Origin of the sequence: Marinobacter mobilis, assembly GCF_900106945.1 — a bacterium.
GTDB classification, from domain to species: domain Bacteria; phylum Pseudomonadota; class Gammaproteobacteria; order Pseudomonadales; family Oleiphilaceae; genus Marinobacter; species Marinobacter mobilis.
Genome location: NZ_FNNE01000008.1, coordinates 12764 through 28154, shown reverse-complemented (window position 1 = coordinate 28154; position 15391 = coordinate 12764). Strand labels below are relative to the sequence as shown.

Annotated in this window: 18 protein-coding genes and 1 other RNA gene; 10 read left to right on the top strand and 9 right to left on the bottom strand. The window is 58.5% G+C overall.

Going from position 1 to position 15391, the window contains the following annotated elements; genetic code table 11:
• Window positions 1-12 precede the first annotated feature (12 nt).
• Genes BLV11_RS13055 through BLV11_RS13040 form a run of 4 tightly spaced genes read right to left on the bottom strand, consistent with a single transcriptional unit; the run spans window position 13 to window position 4460 of the window.
• Complete coding sequence (locus BLV11_RS13055; protein ID WP_091815062.1) at window positions 13-1245, bottom strand: UbiH/UbiF/VisC/COQ6 family ubiquinone biosynthesis hydroxylase; 1233 nt, start codon at window positions 1243-1245, stop codon at window positions 13-15.
• Entirely contained in the window at window positions 1238-2518 is a 1281-nt protein-coding gene (gene ubiH / locus BLV11_RS13050; RefSeq protein ID WP_091815059.1) for a 2-octaprenyl-6-methoxyphenyl hydroxylase, read from the bottom strand. Before ubiH ends, BLV11_RS13055 begins: the two co-directional genes overlap by 8 nt.
• Window positions 2518-3837, bottom strand: a complete 1320-nt coding sequence (gene pepP, locus BLV11_RS13045; RefSeq protein ID WP_091815053.1) for a Xaa-Pro aminopeptidase — start codon at window positions 3835-3837, stop codon at window positions 2518-2520. The genes ubiH and pepP overlap by 1 nt, the downstream gene beginning before the upstream one ends.
• 29 nt (window positions 3838-3866) lie before the next feature.
• Window positions 3867-4460, bottom strand: coding sequence for a UPF0149 family protein (locus tag BLV11_RS13040; protein WP_091815050.1), 594 nt, complete (start codon window positions 4458-4460; stop codon window positions 3867-3869).
• 135 nt (window positions 4461-4595) lie between these two features.
• On the opposite strand from BLV11_RS13040, the gene BLV11_RS13035 reads away from it, so the two are divergent.
• Window positions 4596-5153 carry a ZrgA family zinc uptake protein gene (locus tag BLV11_RS13035; RefSeq protein WP_091815047.1) on the top strand — a complete coding sequence of 186 codons (558 nt, stop codon included), beginning with the start codon at window positions 4596-4598 and terminating at the stop codon, window positions 5151-5153.
• 2 nt (window positions 5154-5155) lie between these two features.
• Here BLV11_RS13035 and BLV11_RS13030 read toward each other — a convergent pair whose 3' ends face one another.
• Entirely contained in the window at window positions 5156-5635 is a 480-nt protein-coding gene (locus BLV11_RS13030; RefSeq protein WP_245726038.1) for a DUF3299 domain-containing protein, read from the bottom strand.
• 134 nt (window positions 5636-5769) lie between these two features.
• Between BLV11_RS13030 and BLV11_RS13025 the strand changes: the two genes are divergently transcribed.
• The 6 genes from BLV11_RS13025 to BLV11_RS13000 all read left to right on the top strand — a co-directional run bounded on the left by BLV11_RS13025 (window position 5770) and on the right by BLV11_RS13000 (window position 9209).
• Window positions 5770-6465 (top strand): ABC transporter ATP-binding protein, encoded by a 696-nt coding sequence (locus BLV11_RS13025; protein WP_245726028.1) that lies wholly within the window; start codon window positions 5770-5772, stop codon window positions 6463-6465.
• On the top strand, window positions 6462-7736 hold the full coding sequence (locus BLV11_RS13020; RefSeq protein WP_091815040.1) for an ABC transporter permease: 1275 nt from the start codon (window positions 6462-6464) through the stop codon (window positions 7734-7736). Before BLV11_RS13025 ends, BLV11_RS13020 begins: the two co-directional genes overlap by 4 nt.
• Window positions 7737-7838: 102 nt before the next feature.
• Window positions 7839-8045 carry a TIGR02449 family protein gene (locus tag BLV11_RS13015; RefSeq protein ID WP_091815038.1) on the top strand — a complete coding sequence of 69 codons (207 nt, stop codon included), beginning with the start codon at window positions 7839-7841 and terminating at the stop codon, window positions 8043-8045.
• Window positions 8045-8335, top strand: coding sequence for a cell division protein ZapA (locus BLV11_RS13010; RefSeq protein WP_091815035.1), 291 nt, complete (start codon window positions 8045-8047; stop codon window positions 8333-8335). Before BLV11_RS13015 ends, BLV11_RS13010 begins: the two co-directional genes overlap by 1 nt.
• A 56-nt stretch (window positions 8336-8391) precedes the next feature.
• Window positions 8392-8571, top strand: a non-coding RNA gene (ssrS, locus tag BLV11_RS13005) — 6S RNA.
• A gap of 8 nt (window positions 8572-8579) precedes the next feature.
• Window positions 8580-9209: a 5-formyltetrahydrofolate cyclo-ligase gene (locus BLV11_RS13000; protein ID WP_091815031.1), complete on the top strand. Its 630-nt coding sequence runs from the start codon at window positions 8580-8582 to the stop codon at window positions 9207-9209.
• Window positions 9210-9254: 45 nt separating this feature from the next.
• Here BLV11_RS13000 and BLV11_RS18335 read toward each other — a convergent pair whose 3' ends face one another.
• Complete coding sequence (locus BLV11_RS18335) at window positions 9255-9398, bottom strand: hypothetical protein (RefSeq protein ID WP_175528352.1); 144 nt, start codon at window positions 9396-9398, stop codon at window positions 9255-9257.
• Between the two features lie 158 nt (window positions 9399-9556).
• Entirely contained in the window at window positions 9557-11104 is a 1548-nt protein-coding gene (gene ilvA / locus BLV11_RS12995; protein ID WP_281242781.1) for a threonine ammonia-lyase, biosynthetic, read from the bottom strand.
• 160 nt (window positions 11105-11264) lie between these two features.
• Here ilvA and rpiA point away from each other — a divergent pair, with 160 nt between their 5' ends.
• The 3 genes from rpiA (at window position 11265) to ppa (ending at window position 13818) form a co-directional block, all read left to right on the top strand.
• The gene (rpiA, locus tag BLV11_RS12990; protein ID WP_091815025.1) at window positions 11265-11945 is read left to right on the top strand and encodes a ribose-5-phosphate isomerase RpiA; all 681 of its coding nucleotides are present in this window, start codon (window positions 11265-11267) and stop codon (window positions 11943-11945) included.
• 84 nt (window positions 11946-12029) lie between these two features.
• Window positions 12030-13169 carry an acyl-CoA dehydrogenase family protein gene (locus BLV11_RS12985; RefSeq protein ID WP_091815022.1) on the top strand — a complete coding sequence of 380 codons (1140 nt, stop codon included), beginning with the start codon at window positions 12030-12032 and terminating at the stop codon, window positions 13167-13169.
• Between the two features lie 121 nt (window positions 13170-13290).
• Window positions 13291-13818: an inorganic diphosphatase gene (gene ppa / locus BLV11_RS12980; RefSeq protein WP_091815019.1), complete on the top strand. Its 528-nt coding sequence runs from the start codon at window positions 13291-13293 to the stop codon at window positions 13816-13818.
• 105 nt (window positions 13819-13923) lie between these two features.
• Here the strand turns inward: ppa and rplQ are convergent, their stop codons facing one another.
• Together rplQ and BLV11_RS12970 are read right to left on the bottom strand one after the other, a co-directional pair.
• Window positions 13924-14322, bottom strand: a complete 399-nt coding sequence (gene rplQ / locus BLV11_RS12975; RefSeq protein WP_091815015.1) for a 50S ribosomal protein L17 — start codon at window positions 14320-14322, stop codon at window positions 13924-13926.
• Between the two features lie 37 nt (window positions 14323-14359).
• Window positions 14360-15364 (bottom strand): DNA-directed RNA polymerase subunit alpha, encoded by a 1005-nt coding sequence (locus BLV11_RS12970; protein ID WP_091815012.1) that lies wholly within the window; start codon window positions 15362-15364, stop codon window positions 14360-14362.
• Between the last annotated feature and the right edge of the window lie 27 nt (window positions 15365-15391).

Here is a 15391-nt window from a genome sequence, read left to right as displayed (position 1 = left end):
ATAAACCCGCGTTCAGTGTATGAGCCCCATAGCCTGGGCGGCAATGCGGTGCTTTAACGGCCGGGCCCGGTCGAGCCAGCGCATGCCGGTATTCCGTAACCAACGCAACGGCAGTTCATCACGGCCAAACAACTGCTTGAAGCCTTCCATCGCCGCCATCATGGCAAGGTTGTCGCCCTTGCGGCGACGCTGATAACGAGCCAGCAGCAATGGATCATTGGCAGGCACCCCCGCTTTTCTGGCTCGCCCCAGCTCATCCAACAGTACCCGAACATCCGCATAACCAAGATTTACGCCTTGCCCGGCTAACGGGTGGATGGTGTGGGCAGCATCGCCAATCAGGGCCAGGCCCTCAGCAATGTATTCCTTCGCATGGCGCTGGCGTAACGGGAAGGCCCATCGGCGCGATACCGCCACCAGGGGCCCCAGCCGCGATTCGATGGCGACCTCCAGTTCAGCCAGAAAGTCCGGCTCCGGTAATGCCATCAGGCGGCGAGCCTCATCGCTGTCCTGGGACCAGACAATGGAACAGAACCGTCCCTCATCCGCCGGATCATCGCTGCGCAAGGGCAGGAACGCCAGTGGGCCGGTCTGCGAGAACCGTTGCCAGGCGGTGTATTGGTGAGCCTTGGTCGACTCGACAGTACAGACAATCGCCTGCTGCTGGTAATCCCACTCGCGAGTCGGCAGGCCCGCCCATTGTCGTACCCGAGACAGGGCGCCATCGGCGGCCACCACCAGCGTGGCCGACAGCGAACCACCGTCTGCCAGAGATAGTGAGCGCAGGCCATTCTCTGATGGACTCATCGCAGTAACCGAGGCCCCGGAATACAGTGTGACCGGGCTATCGGCCAGCGTCATGAACAGGGCCCTCACCAACATCCGGTTTTCAACGATGGCCCCAAGTTCCTTTACCCCCATGCTGACCGCGTCGAAATCAATCCGACCGGTACCTTCAGCATCCCACACGGACATGCCCGAGTAAGGACAATGACGCTGTCTGGCGACTTCCGCCCAGGCACCAAGATCCGCCAGCAAGCGCTGACTGGCGGCGGAAATGGCACTGACCCGGGGTTCAAAATCATCGACAGAATGGGACGCCCGCGGCGTATCCAGCAATGGCGCAACCTCTGCTGCCTCAATCAGCGCCACACGCCAGCCCTGCCGGGAGAGACCCAGTGCCAACGCACTTCCGGTCATACCGCCGCCAACAACCACAACGTCGTAGCAGGAAGACTCAGTCATCGGCAGACTCCTTTAATGGAGTATCAAACCGCGGCCGCCGGCCACCAAGGCCCATTGCGCTGCGGGCGAACCAGCGTTTGGCACCCGGCAGCAGGTCCAGCCCGACAAGCCCGGCATCCCGCGCCACTTTCATGGCCGGGAAATCAAGGCCAAAAACCTGAATCAGGGAATCCGAGAAACGCACGGTGTTTTGCCAGTCCTGACGGTGATTCTCCTGGTAGGCCCGCAATGCCTGGAGACTGCCCAGATTCTCACCCTGTGCTCGAGCCTGTTGCAGCTGCTCCACCAACGCCATGATGCCCCTCAGCGCCAGGTTAAAACCCTGCCCGGCAACCGGGTGCAGGGTATGCGCCGCATTACCGATCAGCACAATGCCCGGTCGAACCACCTCATCAACCGTGGTCAGGGTCAACGGATAATGGTGACACTGGCCTATTCGGGTGAACCGGCCCAGCCGCCAGCCAAAACGCTGCTGCAGGCGCTGGCAACGCTCGTCGTCAGAAGCCGCCAGGATCTGTTCAAGAGCCTCGTCGGCCAGGGTCCAGACCAGGGCACTGTCATAACCGGGACGGTCACTGCCACCGTGGGGCAGCAACGCCATCGGCCCGGCGTCTGTGAATCGTTCATAGGCGGTAAATTCATGACTGCAGGCCGTGGAGACATTGGCAATCAAGGCCTGCTGGCCGTAACGGCTGGTGTCAACGCGAAACCCCAGCTGTTCCCTCAATCCGGAGCGGCCGCCATCGGCAATGACCACACACTGGGCGCGTAATTCACGCGCAGTGTCGCCCTCAGCGACCTGAACCGAGACCCCACCCGCGACATTACTAACGCCCTGCACATGGGCCGGGGCCCGCCAGGTGACCTGGTCACAGGTCTGCAAGGCGGACATCAGCGACAGCCCCAACCAGCGGTTATCCACCACGTAGCCAAGAGCATCCTGGTTATGTTCGGCGGCATTCAGCCGGGTCGCGCCAAAACGCCCCCGGTCAGAGACATGGATATGTCGAATCGGAGTCGCGTGACGTGCCAGTGCGCCCCACAAGCCTAGTTCCTCGAATATCAAGCGAGAGCCCCAGGCCAGAGCGGTGGAACGGGCATCGTAGCTGGGCTGGTAACTTTCCGTCCCGGCATCCGCCGACAGCGGAAACGCCTCCACCACGGTAATTCGCAGCGAAGGAATCGCCCGCGCCAGCGCCAGCGCCAGAGTGGCCCCAGCGAGCCCGCCCCCAGCGACAACAATATCGGTATCCAGTTGGCGATCAGTCTCCATCAGCTTGCCATCAGCGCTTCGATATCAGCGACGGTTTTCGGCACACCATTGGTCAGTACCCGGCAACCGTCCCGGGTAACGACCACATCGTCTTCAATGCGGATGCCAATGCCCCGCCAACGTTCCTCGACGTCGGTATTGCCCGGGGCAATATAGAGCCCCGGCTCAACAGTGAGTACCATCCCCGGCTCCAGTTCACGCCAGACATCCCCTACCTTATAGTCACCCACATCGTGCACGTCCATGCCCAGCCAATGTCCCGTCCGGTGCATGAAGAACGGCTTGTAGGCCTCATTTTCAAGCACTTCCTCAAGCGTACCCTGCAACAGCCCCAGATCGAGCAGTCCCCGGCACAGCACCTCAAGTGCGGCTTCATGGGGATGGTTCCAGTGATTGCCGGGACGAACCGCATCAATGGCCGCATCCTGAGCCGCCAGCACGACCTCATAAAGGGCTTTCTGAGGCTCACTGAAACGACCACTTACCGGGAACGTACGGGTGATATCGGAGGCATAGCACTCCAGTTCACAACCGGCGTCGATCAGTACCAGATCGCCCTCCTTGAGGGGATCCCGGTTCTCGATGTAGTGCAGGATGCAGCCGTTGGCTCCCGCGCCAACGATGGAAGGGTACGCTGTCGAACGGGCGCCGTTTGCCATGAAGGTGTGGAGCAGTTCGGCTTCGAGGTTATATTCATAGCCTCCCTCGCGGGCCCGTTTCATTGCCTGGCAGTGGGCCTCAGCACTGATCTCCCCGGCTCGGGCCATCACCTTGATCTCATTGGCACTCTTGTAAAGCCGCAGATCATGCAGGTGGTGTTCCAGAGAAACGAACTCCCCGGGTGGCTGGGCACCGGTCCGCACCTTGCTGCCAATGGTTTTCACCCAGTCCATAACGCGGGCATCAAAGCTGTGATCCTTGCCGAGGGGATAGTAGACCCGACTGCGGCCCTCAATCATGCCCGGCAGGATGTCATCAATATCGGCGATCGGAAACGCATCGTCTACGCCGTAGCGCTCAATAGCACCTTCCGGACCGGCAAGGAAGCCGTCCCACAGCTCCTTCTGCGGATCCCGTTCCTTGCAGAACATCACCGATTCACCATGTTCCCGCCCCGGTATCAGCACCAGCACTGCATCGGGCTCGCCAAACCCACTGAGGTAGTGAAAATCACTGTCCTGGCGAAACGGATGCAACACATCACGGTTACGGACCCGTTCGGGCGCCGCAGGGACAATTGCAATGCTGTCTGGTGCCATGCGCTCCATCAGTCTTTTGCGGCGTTCGGCAAACTCTTTGACGGGAATGATTGATGACATATCGATAGTTTCCACCGGTTGGGCAGGGATTAGTGCAGTGTCTTCGGTGCAGTCGGTTTCGGCGCATTGTATTCGGTAAACACCGCCAGTGCGCCCAAACGTACGTATTCAGTGATTTCGGTCAACTGCTGTTCGCTTTCGTCGCTGTCGTCTTCCGCTTCGGACACCTGGCTGATGGCCACCAGATCTTCGATCAGTTCGCGAATTTCCTCAGGTGCCGAGCCCAGTGCCGAACCGGATACCAGCGCCATGCCTTCGAGGAAGCCCCGAATCCAGGCAGACAGCGCCTGCAGACGCTGGTCCAGAGAGTAGTCGTCATCCGGCAGCAACGGCTGGAAGCTCATGTCTGCGGCCTCCAGCGTGGCCAGAGTGTCGGAGTAGGCCCTGGCCATGAAATCCGCCAATGAGGTGGACTCTTCCGCCGCGGTGTCGGCCAGCCCCATGTGCTCACACACCAGTGTTAGCCAATCGCGGTCTTGTAAACGGGCCCCTGCCGCGAGACGGCCGCAGAGCGCACCATGGAGTTCCGATGGATGGCTGAAGGCCTTATGTTCTGTGAAGACGTTAGCCCAGCGCTCAAATTCAGCGATGCGAGCAGCACCAGAGGTGTCAACTTCTGACATGTAGCGGAGCATTCCTGTGTGATTGATTGAAGTGACTATCCTAGCATCCGGACTCTCTGTAGGCACTGACCGGTTGCTTTTCCGGCAAGGAATATACAATATGTTATAACATATCAATTTGTGGAAAGGCCCGACATGAAACTTGCCGACATTCGACCACTGGCAACCCTTGTCCTGTTCGCCAGCACACCGTTATTTGCCAGTGACAACCCTGGCGCCCATCAACATGGCCACGCCGAAGTACAAATCGCGATCAGTCATGACCGTGTTGACCTGATCTTCACCTCACCCGCCCACAACCTCCTTGGTTTTGAGCACGAGGCCAGGACGGAAGCGCAGAAACAGCGACTCCTCAACGTTCAGGACTGGCTGAGCACAACCCCCCTGATCAATACCGCCGACGCCAGCTGTCTCGTCAAGGATGCGACCGCAGATATTGCGTCCATGGCAGAAGGCGATGACCATGAGGAGAATCACCAGCACCATGATGCCCCGCCTCGGCAGCGCCATGCTGACGTGGAAGTGACGCAGGTGCTCAATTGCCCGGGCGTTGGCTCCGCTACCGAGCTGACCACAGACCTTCCCGACCGCTTCCCCGGCATCGATCAACTGGACATTGACTGGATCGACTCCGCTGGCCAGGCGTCAATCCGACTGCCCAGCGGTGAAACCCGGTTTAGCCTGGCGCGGTAAACTCAATCCTCATACGGGAAGACTGTATCGGCCATGATGGCATAGGATGAAGTACCGATGGCATTCTCGGTACGCTGGATCAGCACCGTGCCCTCTACCCAGACAGGGGTATACAGAGCTTCAATCGTGAAGCCCTCAGGGTATTTGACGTGAATGATCTGGTTCGGTGGTGGCGGCGGCACGTGAATGCAGGCGCCATAGTAGGGCACCAGGAAAAATTCGAGAATGCGCATATCCTCGGTGGTCTTCAGAGGCACGACAAAGCCCGGAATCCGCCCCGCGACGTTGTCCATTTCCGGAACCACCCGGCCGGTCATGATTTCATCCGGAAGTAGCGGCGGGCCATCGCCCTCGTGCTCCACTTCTGGCATATTTTCCAGCAGGGCAAGATCCTCTGCCGGCATCAGCTCCAGCCAGTCAATTTCCCTGGAGTCGGCAAAGGCACTCAGGGAGCCAATCAGCAGGCTTGCCAGTGCAACCATGAGCACCAGTTGCCTGGAAGAAAAACGAATAACAGGACCCATCAGACAGCGTTCTCCACACAAGACAAAGGTTGGGCGCCAAAGCATCATACACGGGCCAGACCACAACCGACATGATCACCGAGACAGAATCCATGCCCCTCAGTTCCCAAGCCTCTGCGCTGGCGCTGGACGTCCGCAATCTCCGCTTTCGCTGGACCCCGGAGCAGCCGCTGCTTTGCTTTCCGGATATCCAGCTTGCCGCTGGCGAACACCTCTTCATCCACGGCCCGAGCGGCACTGGCAAGAGTACATTTCTGAGCCTGCTGGCCGGCATGCTGTCGCCTGACAGCGGAACCATCCAGATGCTGGGCAATGACATTCACCAAGCCCGCGCCGGCGCGCGGGACCGATTCCGGGCTGACCATGTCGGGGTGATTTTCCAGCAATTCAACCTGGTGCCCTATCTGACCGCGGAAGCAAACGTCACCCTGCCCTGCCGGCTATCAGCCCGTCGCCGCGCCGCCACGGTCACCTCGCCGACCGATGAGGCGCACCGGCTGCTGGCAGCACTGACAATCCCGGCAGACCACTGGCACCGCAAGGTCACTCGCCTCAGTATTGGCCAGCAACAGCGCGTGGCCGCCGCGCGCGCTCTGATCGGTTCGCCCGAACTTATCCTTGCCGACGAACCGACCTCGGCCCTGGACAGCGATAACCGGGATCGATTCCTCGACCTCCTGCTGACTCTGGCCGAGGAACGCAACAGCTCGGTATTGTTTGTCAGCCATGACCGAACTCTTGCCCCTCACTTCCATCACCAGATCGCACTTCAGGGAACGTCATCATGAAAGCCGCCCTGGCACTATCGCTGGCCAGCTCCAGCCTCTGGCATCGCCGCAAAGTGCTGGCGCTGGTCTGCCTGACCCTTACCCTCAGCGTGACCCTGCTGCTGGGCATCCAGTACTTGCGGACCGAGGTCAAGCAGTCCTTTACCAGTACCATCTCCGACACGGACCTGATCATCGGAGCCCGAAGCGGCCAGCTCAACCTGCTGCTGTATACGGTGTTCCATATCGGCAATGCCACCAACAATATCCGCTGGTCCACCTTCAAGAAACTGGAACAGGATGAACACATCCGTTGGCTGATCCCCATCTCCCTGGGCGACAGTTACAAGGGCTATCGCGTGGTCGCTACCGACAGCCGCATGCTGACCCATTTTCGGTACGGCCAGGGGCAACCACTCACGGTGGCTAAAGGCCAGTGGTTTGATGGCATCTTCGATGTCGTAGCCGGTGCCGGCGTCGCCCGGGCACTGGGCCATCAGGTAGGCGACAGCATCGTGCTGTCCCATGGCGGAGGGCAGACCAGCTTTTCCAATCATGAGCAGACACCGTTTACGGTGACGGGCATACTCGCCCCGACAGGCACACCAGTGGACCAGGCTGTTTACATCAGCCTTGATGGTATGGAAGCCATGCACGTCGGCTGGTCGTCCGGCGTCGCCATTCCCGGGCGAACGCTCACCCCCGACAAAGCCGAGGGCCGGGACTTCACTCCACACGCCATTACCGCCGCATTTGCCGGGCTGGAGCAAAAAATCCTGACCTTTCGGGTTCAACGGGCCATCAACGAATCTGCCGCCGAGCCGCTTTCAGCCATTTTGCCAGGGGTTGCCCTCAGCGACCTCTGGCGCCTGATGGGCCAGTTTGAGCGGGCCCTGATCGGCATCACCGGTTTTGTGGTTGTCACCAGCCTGATCGGTCTGATCGCGGTTCTGCTGACCCTACAGGCCCAGCGCGCCCATGAAATTGCCGTGCTGCGCGCCATTGGTGCTTCGCCTTCCCTGATGGCCGCACTCTATGTGATCGAATGTGTCGTTCTGGCCCTGTTGGCCTGCGTCCTGGCGGTGGCACTGGGCACGCTGGCAATTTTGGCTCTGAGCCCCTGGATACTGGCCCACTACGGCTTACATATCCCACTGCGCCCGCTGAACTTGAATGAGTGGGTACTGCTCACATCCGTACCTGCCACCGCGCTTCTGGTGGCACTGGCGCCAGCCTTTAGCACCTGGCGGCAGAGCCGCTCTTTGGGGTTTGGAGACACCGGGGAGAAGTGAGCGCTGTCACGCCAAGCAGGCCATGACAACCCTGTAAATTGACCAGCTTACAGTCCACACTTATAGTTAGTTCCATTCACCTCTAACGTAACTGGACGCACCATGGAACAGTCCGAACTGCAGGCATTGGCGGACAAACTGGACAGACTGATTGAACGCTGCAAAAAACTGGAACAGGATAATGTGGCCATGCGCGAGCTGCAGGATGACTGGCAGCGGGAACGGGCTCAGTTGATCCAGAAGAACGATCTTGCCAAGAACAAGATTGAAGCCATGATTGGGCGCCTAAGGGCGCTGGAGCAACACTAATGTCCGAACAAGCCAAGACCCTTGAGGTCAAGATCCTCGACAAGGAATACCTGGTTGCCTGCCCTCCGGATCAGCAAAGGGCGTTGATTGATGCCGCCAGCCACCTGGACAGCAAGATGCGGGAAATACGAACCAGCGGCAAGGTCTTCGGCACCGAGCGTATTGCCGTGATGGCCGCCCTCAACATTACCCACGACCTGCTCCAGCAGGACACCATGTCTGATGCCGCCGCTGCCCTGCTCAAGTCCATGGATGACAAACTGGGTGCCGCCCTCGGTGAGGCTGACTAAAAAATTACACAGAATCGCGTTTGCATTGCCCCCCGGTGGTCGCTCTATAATAAGCCAACTTCCTGGGTTGTTCGCCGGTCGGAGACGTCCTCGAGCCGATGCGCAATACCCAGGTGGCCACTTCAGGGCATTGTGAGCATGTCCCCCGCGGGGGAAAGCCTAATCTGCCACAGCGGCCACCAACCTTGAACCTTGGGTTCAAGGGCTACATCCGATAACGGCAACCCGGGAAGCTTATTTTTAGATGCGTACGCCGCTCACTGCCCCTTTCGATCCCCATCCCGAACAATCCTCTCGCAGCGCTATTCGCAAGGCACTGAGACACCGCCGCCGCTCACTCAGTCAGGCCCAGCAAAAAAAGTCCGCAGCACAGATGGCCCAGCACCTTCTGGCCAGTCCGTCGCTGTACCGCGCCCGCCACATTGCGGTCTATCTGGCCAACGATGGCGAAATCGATCCAGCGCCTTACTTGCGTGCCGCTCGCTCCCGGGGAATTCAGTTCTACCTTCCCGTGTTGCATCCATTTCGCGACGGCCACATGGTCTTCACCCCATTTACCGAGTCAACCATCCTGCGCCCGAACCGCTTTGGCATACCCGAACCGGTATTTGACGGCCCCGAAAACCGCCCCGCCTGGGCGCTGGATGCGGTCCTGCTACCCCTGGTCGGATTCGATCTGGACGGCGGGCGTCTGGGCATGGGGGGTGGTTTTTATGATCGCACCTTTGCATTCGTGCGCCGAACCCCAAGACTGGCCCCCAAGCTGATTGGTCTGGCCCATGAGATTCAGCGAGTAGCGCGACTACCGATCGAACCGTGGGATATCCCCCTGCAGGGCATTGTCACTGAGCAACGGCGCTACGATCTGCAATAGCCCGCAGCAAGGAAACCGGGGCCTGGGACTTATATAAGGAGGGTATTAACGGAAACCGGGAACGGTAACCACATCCTCACTGACTCGACGATCGCTCTCCGATGCCTGCAACGAGGTAAACGCGGTAACCGCAAGCCCGATCGCGAAGACCAGAACTATGGCCCGAATGGTGTCAGGCTTGCGATTCATGACAAAACTCTCCGGTTGAAAGACTAGTCAATGCATTGGAAATCAATTGGCTAGTTAGCTTAGTGAACAATTAGCTGGAAGACTATCACGCATCTCCCGATTTACAATTCATAACAGATTACGATTTGTTCATCTTCGCCAATCTCACCCAGCACCCCTTACTCCGTGCCGTTCCCCGCCCCCAAGAACAGACGATAGGCTTCATTGTCAGTCACATCCTTGTAACGGAACCCCACCTTGTCGAGCATGGCCTGGAAAGCCTTAAGGTCCCCCTCATCGACTTGCGCCCCCATCAGCACCCGGCTATAGGCGGCTCCGTGATTACGATAGTGGAACATGGAGATATTCCAACGGGTGCCGAGAGACATCAGGAACTTGAGCAACGCCCCTGGACGCTCGGGGAACTGGAACTGGAACACCCGCTCATTGCTAACCGCCGGGGCATGCCCCCCAACCATATGGCGAATATGCTGCTTCGCCAGGTCACTGTCGGTGAGATCAACCACCCCGTAGCCGTTTTCCCTCAGCTCCTGCACCAGCTCATCACGCCCCAACCCGCCCTGCTGGATCTGGATGCCCACAAAGATACGGGCTTCAGCCTCATCTGCGTAGCGATAGTTGAACTCGGTGATGCTGCGTTTATGCAGGGCATTGATGAATGACTTGAAGGCCCCCGGCTGCTCAGGAATCGTCACTGCCAGTATCGCCTCGCGCTTTTCACCGATTTCCGTCCGTTCAGAGATATAACGCAGCCGATCAAAGTTCATGTTGGCCCCACTTAGCACGCCAACCAGATTCTCCCCCTGCAGGTCTTCCCGCCGAATGTATTTCTTTATGCCGGCAACGGACAGAGCGCCCGCAGGCTCCGCAATGGAACGGGTGTCATCGAAGACATCCTTGATGGCGGCGCAGATTTCGTCGGTAGACACCGTAATGACTTCGTCCACCAGATCCTTGCACAGATCCCAGGTATGCTGACCGATCTGTTTGACGGCCACACCGTCAGCAAATATCCCGACTTCATCCAGCACGACCCGGTCACGGGATTCCATCGCGGCCTGCAGACAGTTGGAGTCAGCAGGCTCCACCCCTATGACACGAATCTCCGGCCGCAGGTACTTGATATACGCCGCCATCCCGGCAATCAGACCTCCGCCCCCGACGGGGATAAACACGGCGTGCAGCGGCTGGGTAAACTGCCACATCAGTTCCATCGCGACCGTCCCCTGACCGGCGATGACATCGGGATCATCGAAAGGGTGGATGTAGGTCAGGCCCTGTTTTTCAACCAGTTCAGCGGCATGGGCGGCCGCTTCGTCGTAGGCATCGCCCTTGAGCACCACCTTCGCACCATGACTGCGCACCGAGCGCACCTTGATCTCCGGGGTGGTCTGGGGCATGACGATCACCGCCTTGATCCCGAGTTTCTTGGCGGCTAGCGCGACCCCCTGGGCATGATTTCCAGCTGACGCACAGATAACGCCACGGGACTTCTGTTCCTCGGAAAGCTGGGCAATGCGGTTATAGGCACCTCGTAACTTGAATGAAAACACCGGCTGCAGGTCTTCGCGCTTCAGCATAATCTGGTTTTCGAAACGCTTGGACAGATTGCGGGCTTCGGTCAGCGGCGTTTCGATAGCCACGTCGTAAACACGGGCATCCAGGATTTTCTTGATGTAGCGTTGCAACATAATCTCGGGTTCCATCACGAAGTGCCCCGCAGCAGTCGCAACCGCCCGGGCAGAGAAAAACGGACAGTGTAGAAAGTTTGCCGGGGTGCCGTCTATAACCCAGTAGGCGGGAGGGATATAATAAAGCCACTTTTCTTTCCCACTTTGCCGACCAAGCCCACATCCGGAGCCAGACATGAACCAGGATCAACTGAAACAGGCTGTCGCTCGCGCAGCGCTGGACTACATCACTCCGCGCCTAAGCAGCGACAGCATCATTGGCGTTGGCACAGGCAGCACCGCCAACCACTTCATTGACATGCTCGCCGAGATCCGCACCGAGTTTGACGGCGCCGTCGCCAGTTCTGAAGCCACCGCTGAGCGACTGAAAGGCCACGGCATTCCGGTGTATGAACTCAACAGCGCCGGCACTCTGGAGTTCTATATCGATGGCGCCGACGAAAGCAACGAACGCCTCGAGCTGATCAAGGGCGGCGGCGCGGCCCTCACCCGGGAAAAGATCGTGGCCGCCGTGGCCAAGACCTTCATCTGCATCGCGGACGAGTCAAAAATGGTCGGTGTACTCGGCCAGTTTCCGCTTCCGGTGGAAGTGATTCCGATGGCCCGCAGCCACGTTGGCCGGGAAATCGTCAAACTCGGCGGCGACCCGGTATATCGGGAGGGGGTGGTGACGGACAACGGCAACATCATCATCGACGTCCACAATATGGACCTGTCCCGCCCGATTCAGGCCGAAGAACGCCTCAACCAGATTGTCGGTGTTGTCACCAATGGCCTGTTCGCCCGCCGCCCCGCCGATCTGCTCCTGCTAGGTACCGCAAACGGCGTGCAGAGTATCCCACGACCAGGCATCTGACCCGACAAACCGTACCAAGCGCTTGCTTGGTCGTCGATAATTCGCCAAACTGTCCTCTCGACCATCAGCAGAGGCCAGTTTGTCGTGACTCAGTATTTTAACGAAACCCACGAACAGGTTCGCCAGACCGTTCGGAAGTTCATCAACACCCACGTTCGCCCCCATATCGATGACTGGGAGGAGGCAGGTGAGTTTCCCCGCGACCTATACCGCCTCGCGGGTGAAGCAGGCCTTCTTGGCATCGGATTTGACGAAGCTCTCGGCGGCACCGGCGCCGGTGACACCTTTCTCAAGGTCGCGGTATCCGAAGAACTGATGCGCTCGACCTCCGGTGGCCTGGTCGCGAGCCTCGGTTCCCTCGATATCGGCCTTCCCCCGGTTGCCAAATGGGCTCAGCCGTCGGTACGCGAGCAGGTCGTTCCACGGGTACTGCGCGGCGAAAAGATCTCCGCCCTGGCCATTACCGAGCCGAATGGCGGCTCCGACGTTGCCAACCTGAAAACCCGCGCCGTTCGCGACGGTGACCACTACATCGTGAACGGCAGCAAGACCTTCATTACCAGCGGTTGCCGCGCCGACTATTACACCGTCGCCGTTCGCACCGGCGGCGAAGGCCATGGCGGCATAAGCCTGCTACTCATTCCCCGCGAAACGCCCGGGTTCAGCCGTGGCAACAAGCTCAAGAAAATGGGCTGGTGGGCCAGCGATACCGCAGAGCTGTTCTTTGAGGACTGCCGGGTCCCCGCCGAAAACCTGATCGGCGCCGAAAATGCCGGCTTTATCGCCATCATGAGCAACTTCCTGCAGGAAAGACTCATGCTGACCATCATGGCTTACATGACGGCGCAAATTGCACTCGAAGAAAGCCTCGCTTATACCCATCAAAGGGAAGCCTTTGGCCGACCGATCGAGCGCTTTCAAGTCACACGCCACAAATTGGTGGATATGGCCACAAGGATCGATGTGGCCCGTGAATATGCTTACCGCTGTGCAGCGCTGATGCAGGCGGGCAAGAATCCTATCAAGGAAGTCGCGATGGCCAAGAACTTTGCCGTCGAGGTCTGTGAATACGTTACACGGGAAGCCGTCCAGCTGCACGGAGGCATGGGCTATATGCGGGAGTCCGTGGTTGAACGCCTGTACCGGGACGCCAAGATCCTCTCGATCGGCGGTGGCACGGATGAGATCATGAAGGAACTGATTGCCAAGCAAATGAAGCTGTGAGGGCCCGTTGGTCCCGGGCATCAGCAACCTACCATGGTTTAGTTTCGATATATGCCGGATACACGTATAATTGCGCCACTTTTCAATAGCAGTTAAACGGCCATCCAACCAAGGATCGATTATGAACTTCGATAACATTCCCGCTGGCAAGAACCCCCCCGAAGACATCTACGTCGCGATTGAGATCCCGGCGAACAGCTCCCCGGTCAAGTACGAGCTGGACAAAGAAATGGGCGCTCTGCTGGTAGACCGCTTCATGGCCACCCCGATGTTCTACCCGGCCAACTATGGTTTCATCCCCCATACCCTGGCCGACGATGGCGACCCGCTGGACGTGCTTGTTGTAACCCCATATCCGGTTCAGGCGGGCTCTGTCATCCGCTGCCGCCCAGTTGGCGTACTCAACATGGAAGACGAGGCCGGTGGCGACGCCAAGCTGGTTGCTGTACCTCACGAGAAGGTGACCAAGTCCTACGTTGACGTCAAAGACATCGAAGACCTGCCTCAGTTGCTGCGCGACCAGATCCAGCACTTCTTCGAGAACTACAAGACGCTCGAGTCAGGCAAGTGGGTCAAGGTCCAGGGCTGGGACAACGCCGCCGCCGCTCGCAAGGCGATCGAAGACTCCGTGGCCGCCTACAAGGGCTGATGCCCTTGATTGCCTGGCGCAGACCCTCTGCGCCAGGCAAAATCAAAACACAAAAAAAGCCGGTAACTTTCGTTACCGGCTTTTTTTCGGGCTGCGTTGAGGAAATTACTCCTCGTCACCGCCCACTTCTTCTGCTTCGATATCCAGAGGACGACCGACCAGCTCAACGAATGCCATAGGGGCATTATCGCCAGCGCGGAAGCCGCACTTCAGGATGCGCAGGTAACCACCTGGACGCTCGGAGTAACGGGGACCCAGCTCTTCAAAGAGCTTGGCTACCGCAGCATCGTTGCGCAGGCGAGAGAACGCCAGACGACGATTTGCTACCGAATCATTCTTAGAAAGCGTGATCAACGGCTCAGCCACCCGGCGAAGTTCCTTCGCTTTCGGGAGAGTCGTTTTGATCAGCTCGTGCTCAACCAGTGACGCGGCCATGTTACGGAACATGGCTTTGCGATGCGCACTGGTCCTGTTGAACTTACGACCACTCTTACGATGACGCATTGCTCTGATTCCTTACCTTAAACTACCAATTCGGCGATTAACCGCCCAGAACCCGGTCGTCGCCACGAAGGCTCGCCGGCGGCCAGTTATCAAGACGCATCCCCAGGGACAGACCGCGCGAAGCGAGCACGTCCTTGATTTCGGTCAGCGACTTTTTACCCAGGTTAGGCGTCTTCAGCAGCTCGACTTCGGTCCGCTGAATGAGATCGCCGATGTAGTAAATGTTCTCTGCCTTCAAGCAGTTAGCTGAACGCACGGTCAATTCCAGATCATCCACCGGACGCAGCAGAATCGGATCAATTTCTTCCTCTTCCTCTACGCGCTCCGGCTCTTTTTCGTGATCGAAATCAACGAATACCGCCAGTTGCTGCTGGAGGATGGTCGCGGCCCGGCGAATTGCTTCTTCCGGATCGATCGTACCATTGGTCTCCAGATCAATAACCAACTTGTCCAGGTCAGTACGCTGCTCAACACGGGCACTTTCGACCGCGTAAGCAACACGACGAACCGGGCTGTACGTAGCATCCAACTGCAGGCGCCCGATAGCACGTGTCTCGTCTTCGTCCAGACCGCGCTGATCAGCAGCCTCGTAACCACGACCGCGAACGATCTTGAGACGCATGTTCATTTCGCCGTTATCACTCAGGTGGCAAATGACATGCTCAGGGTTCGCGATCTCAACATTATGATCCAGCTTGATATCGCCAGCAGTCACGACTCCGGGACCCTTCTTGCTGAGCGTAAGCTCAACTTCATCACGGTCACTCATCTTAACTGCGACGCCTTTGAGATTCAGAAGAATCTCAATGACATCTTCCTGGACACCTTCGATTGCGCTGTACTCATGCAGAACACCGTCAATCTGCGCTTCAGTGATCGCGCAGCCCGGCATTGAGGACAAAAGTATCCGGCGCAGAGCACTACCCAAAGTGTGACCAAAACCCCTTTCCAGCGGCTCCAGAGTCACTTTGGCACGAGTGCTGCTCGATTCCTTTACGTCGATGGTACGAGGTGTCAATAACTCATGTACTGAACGCTGCATAGACGCCCCTATCTGCTCTCGTTGCTA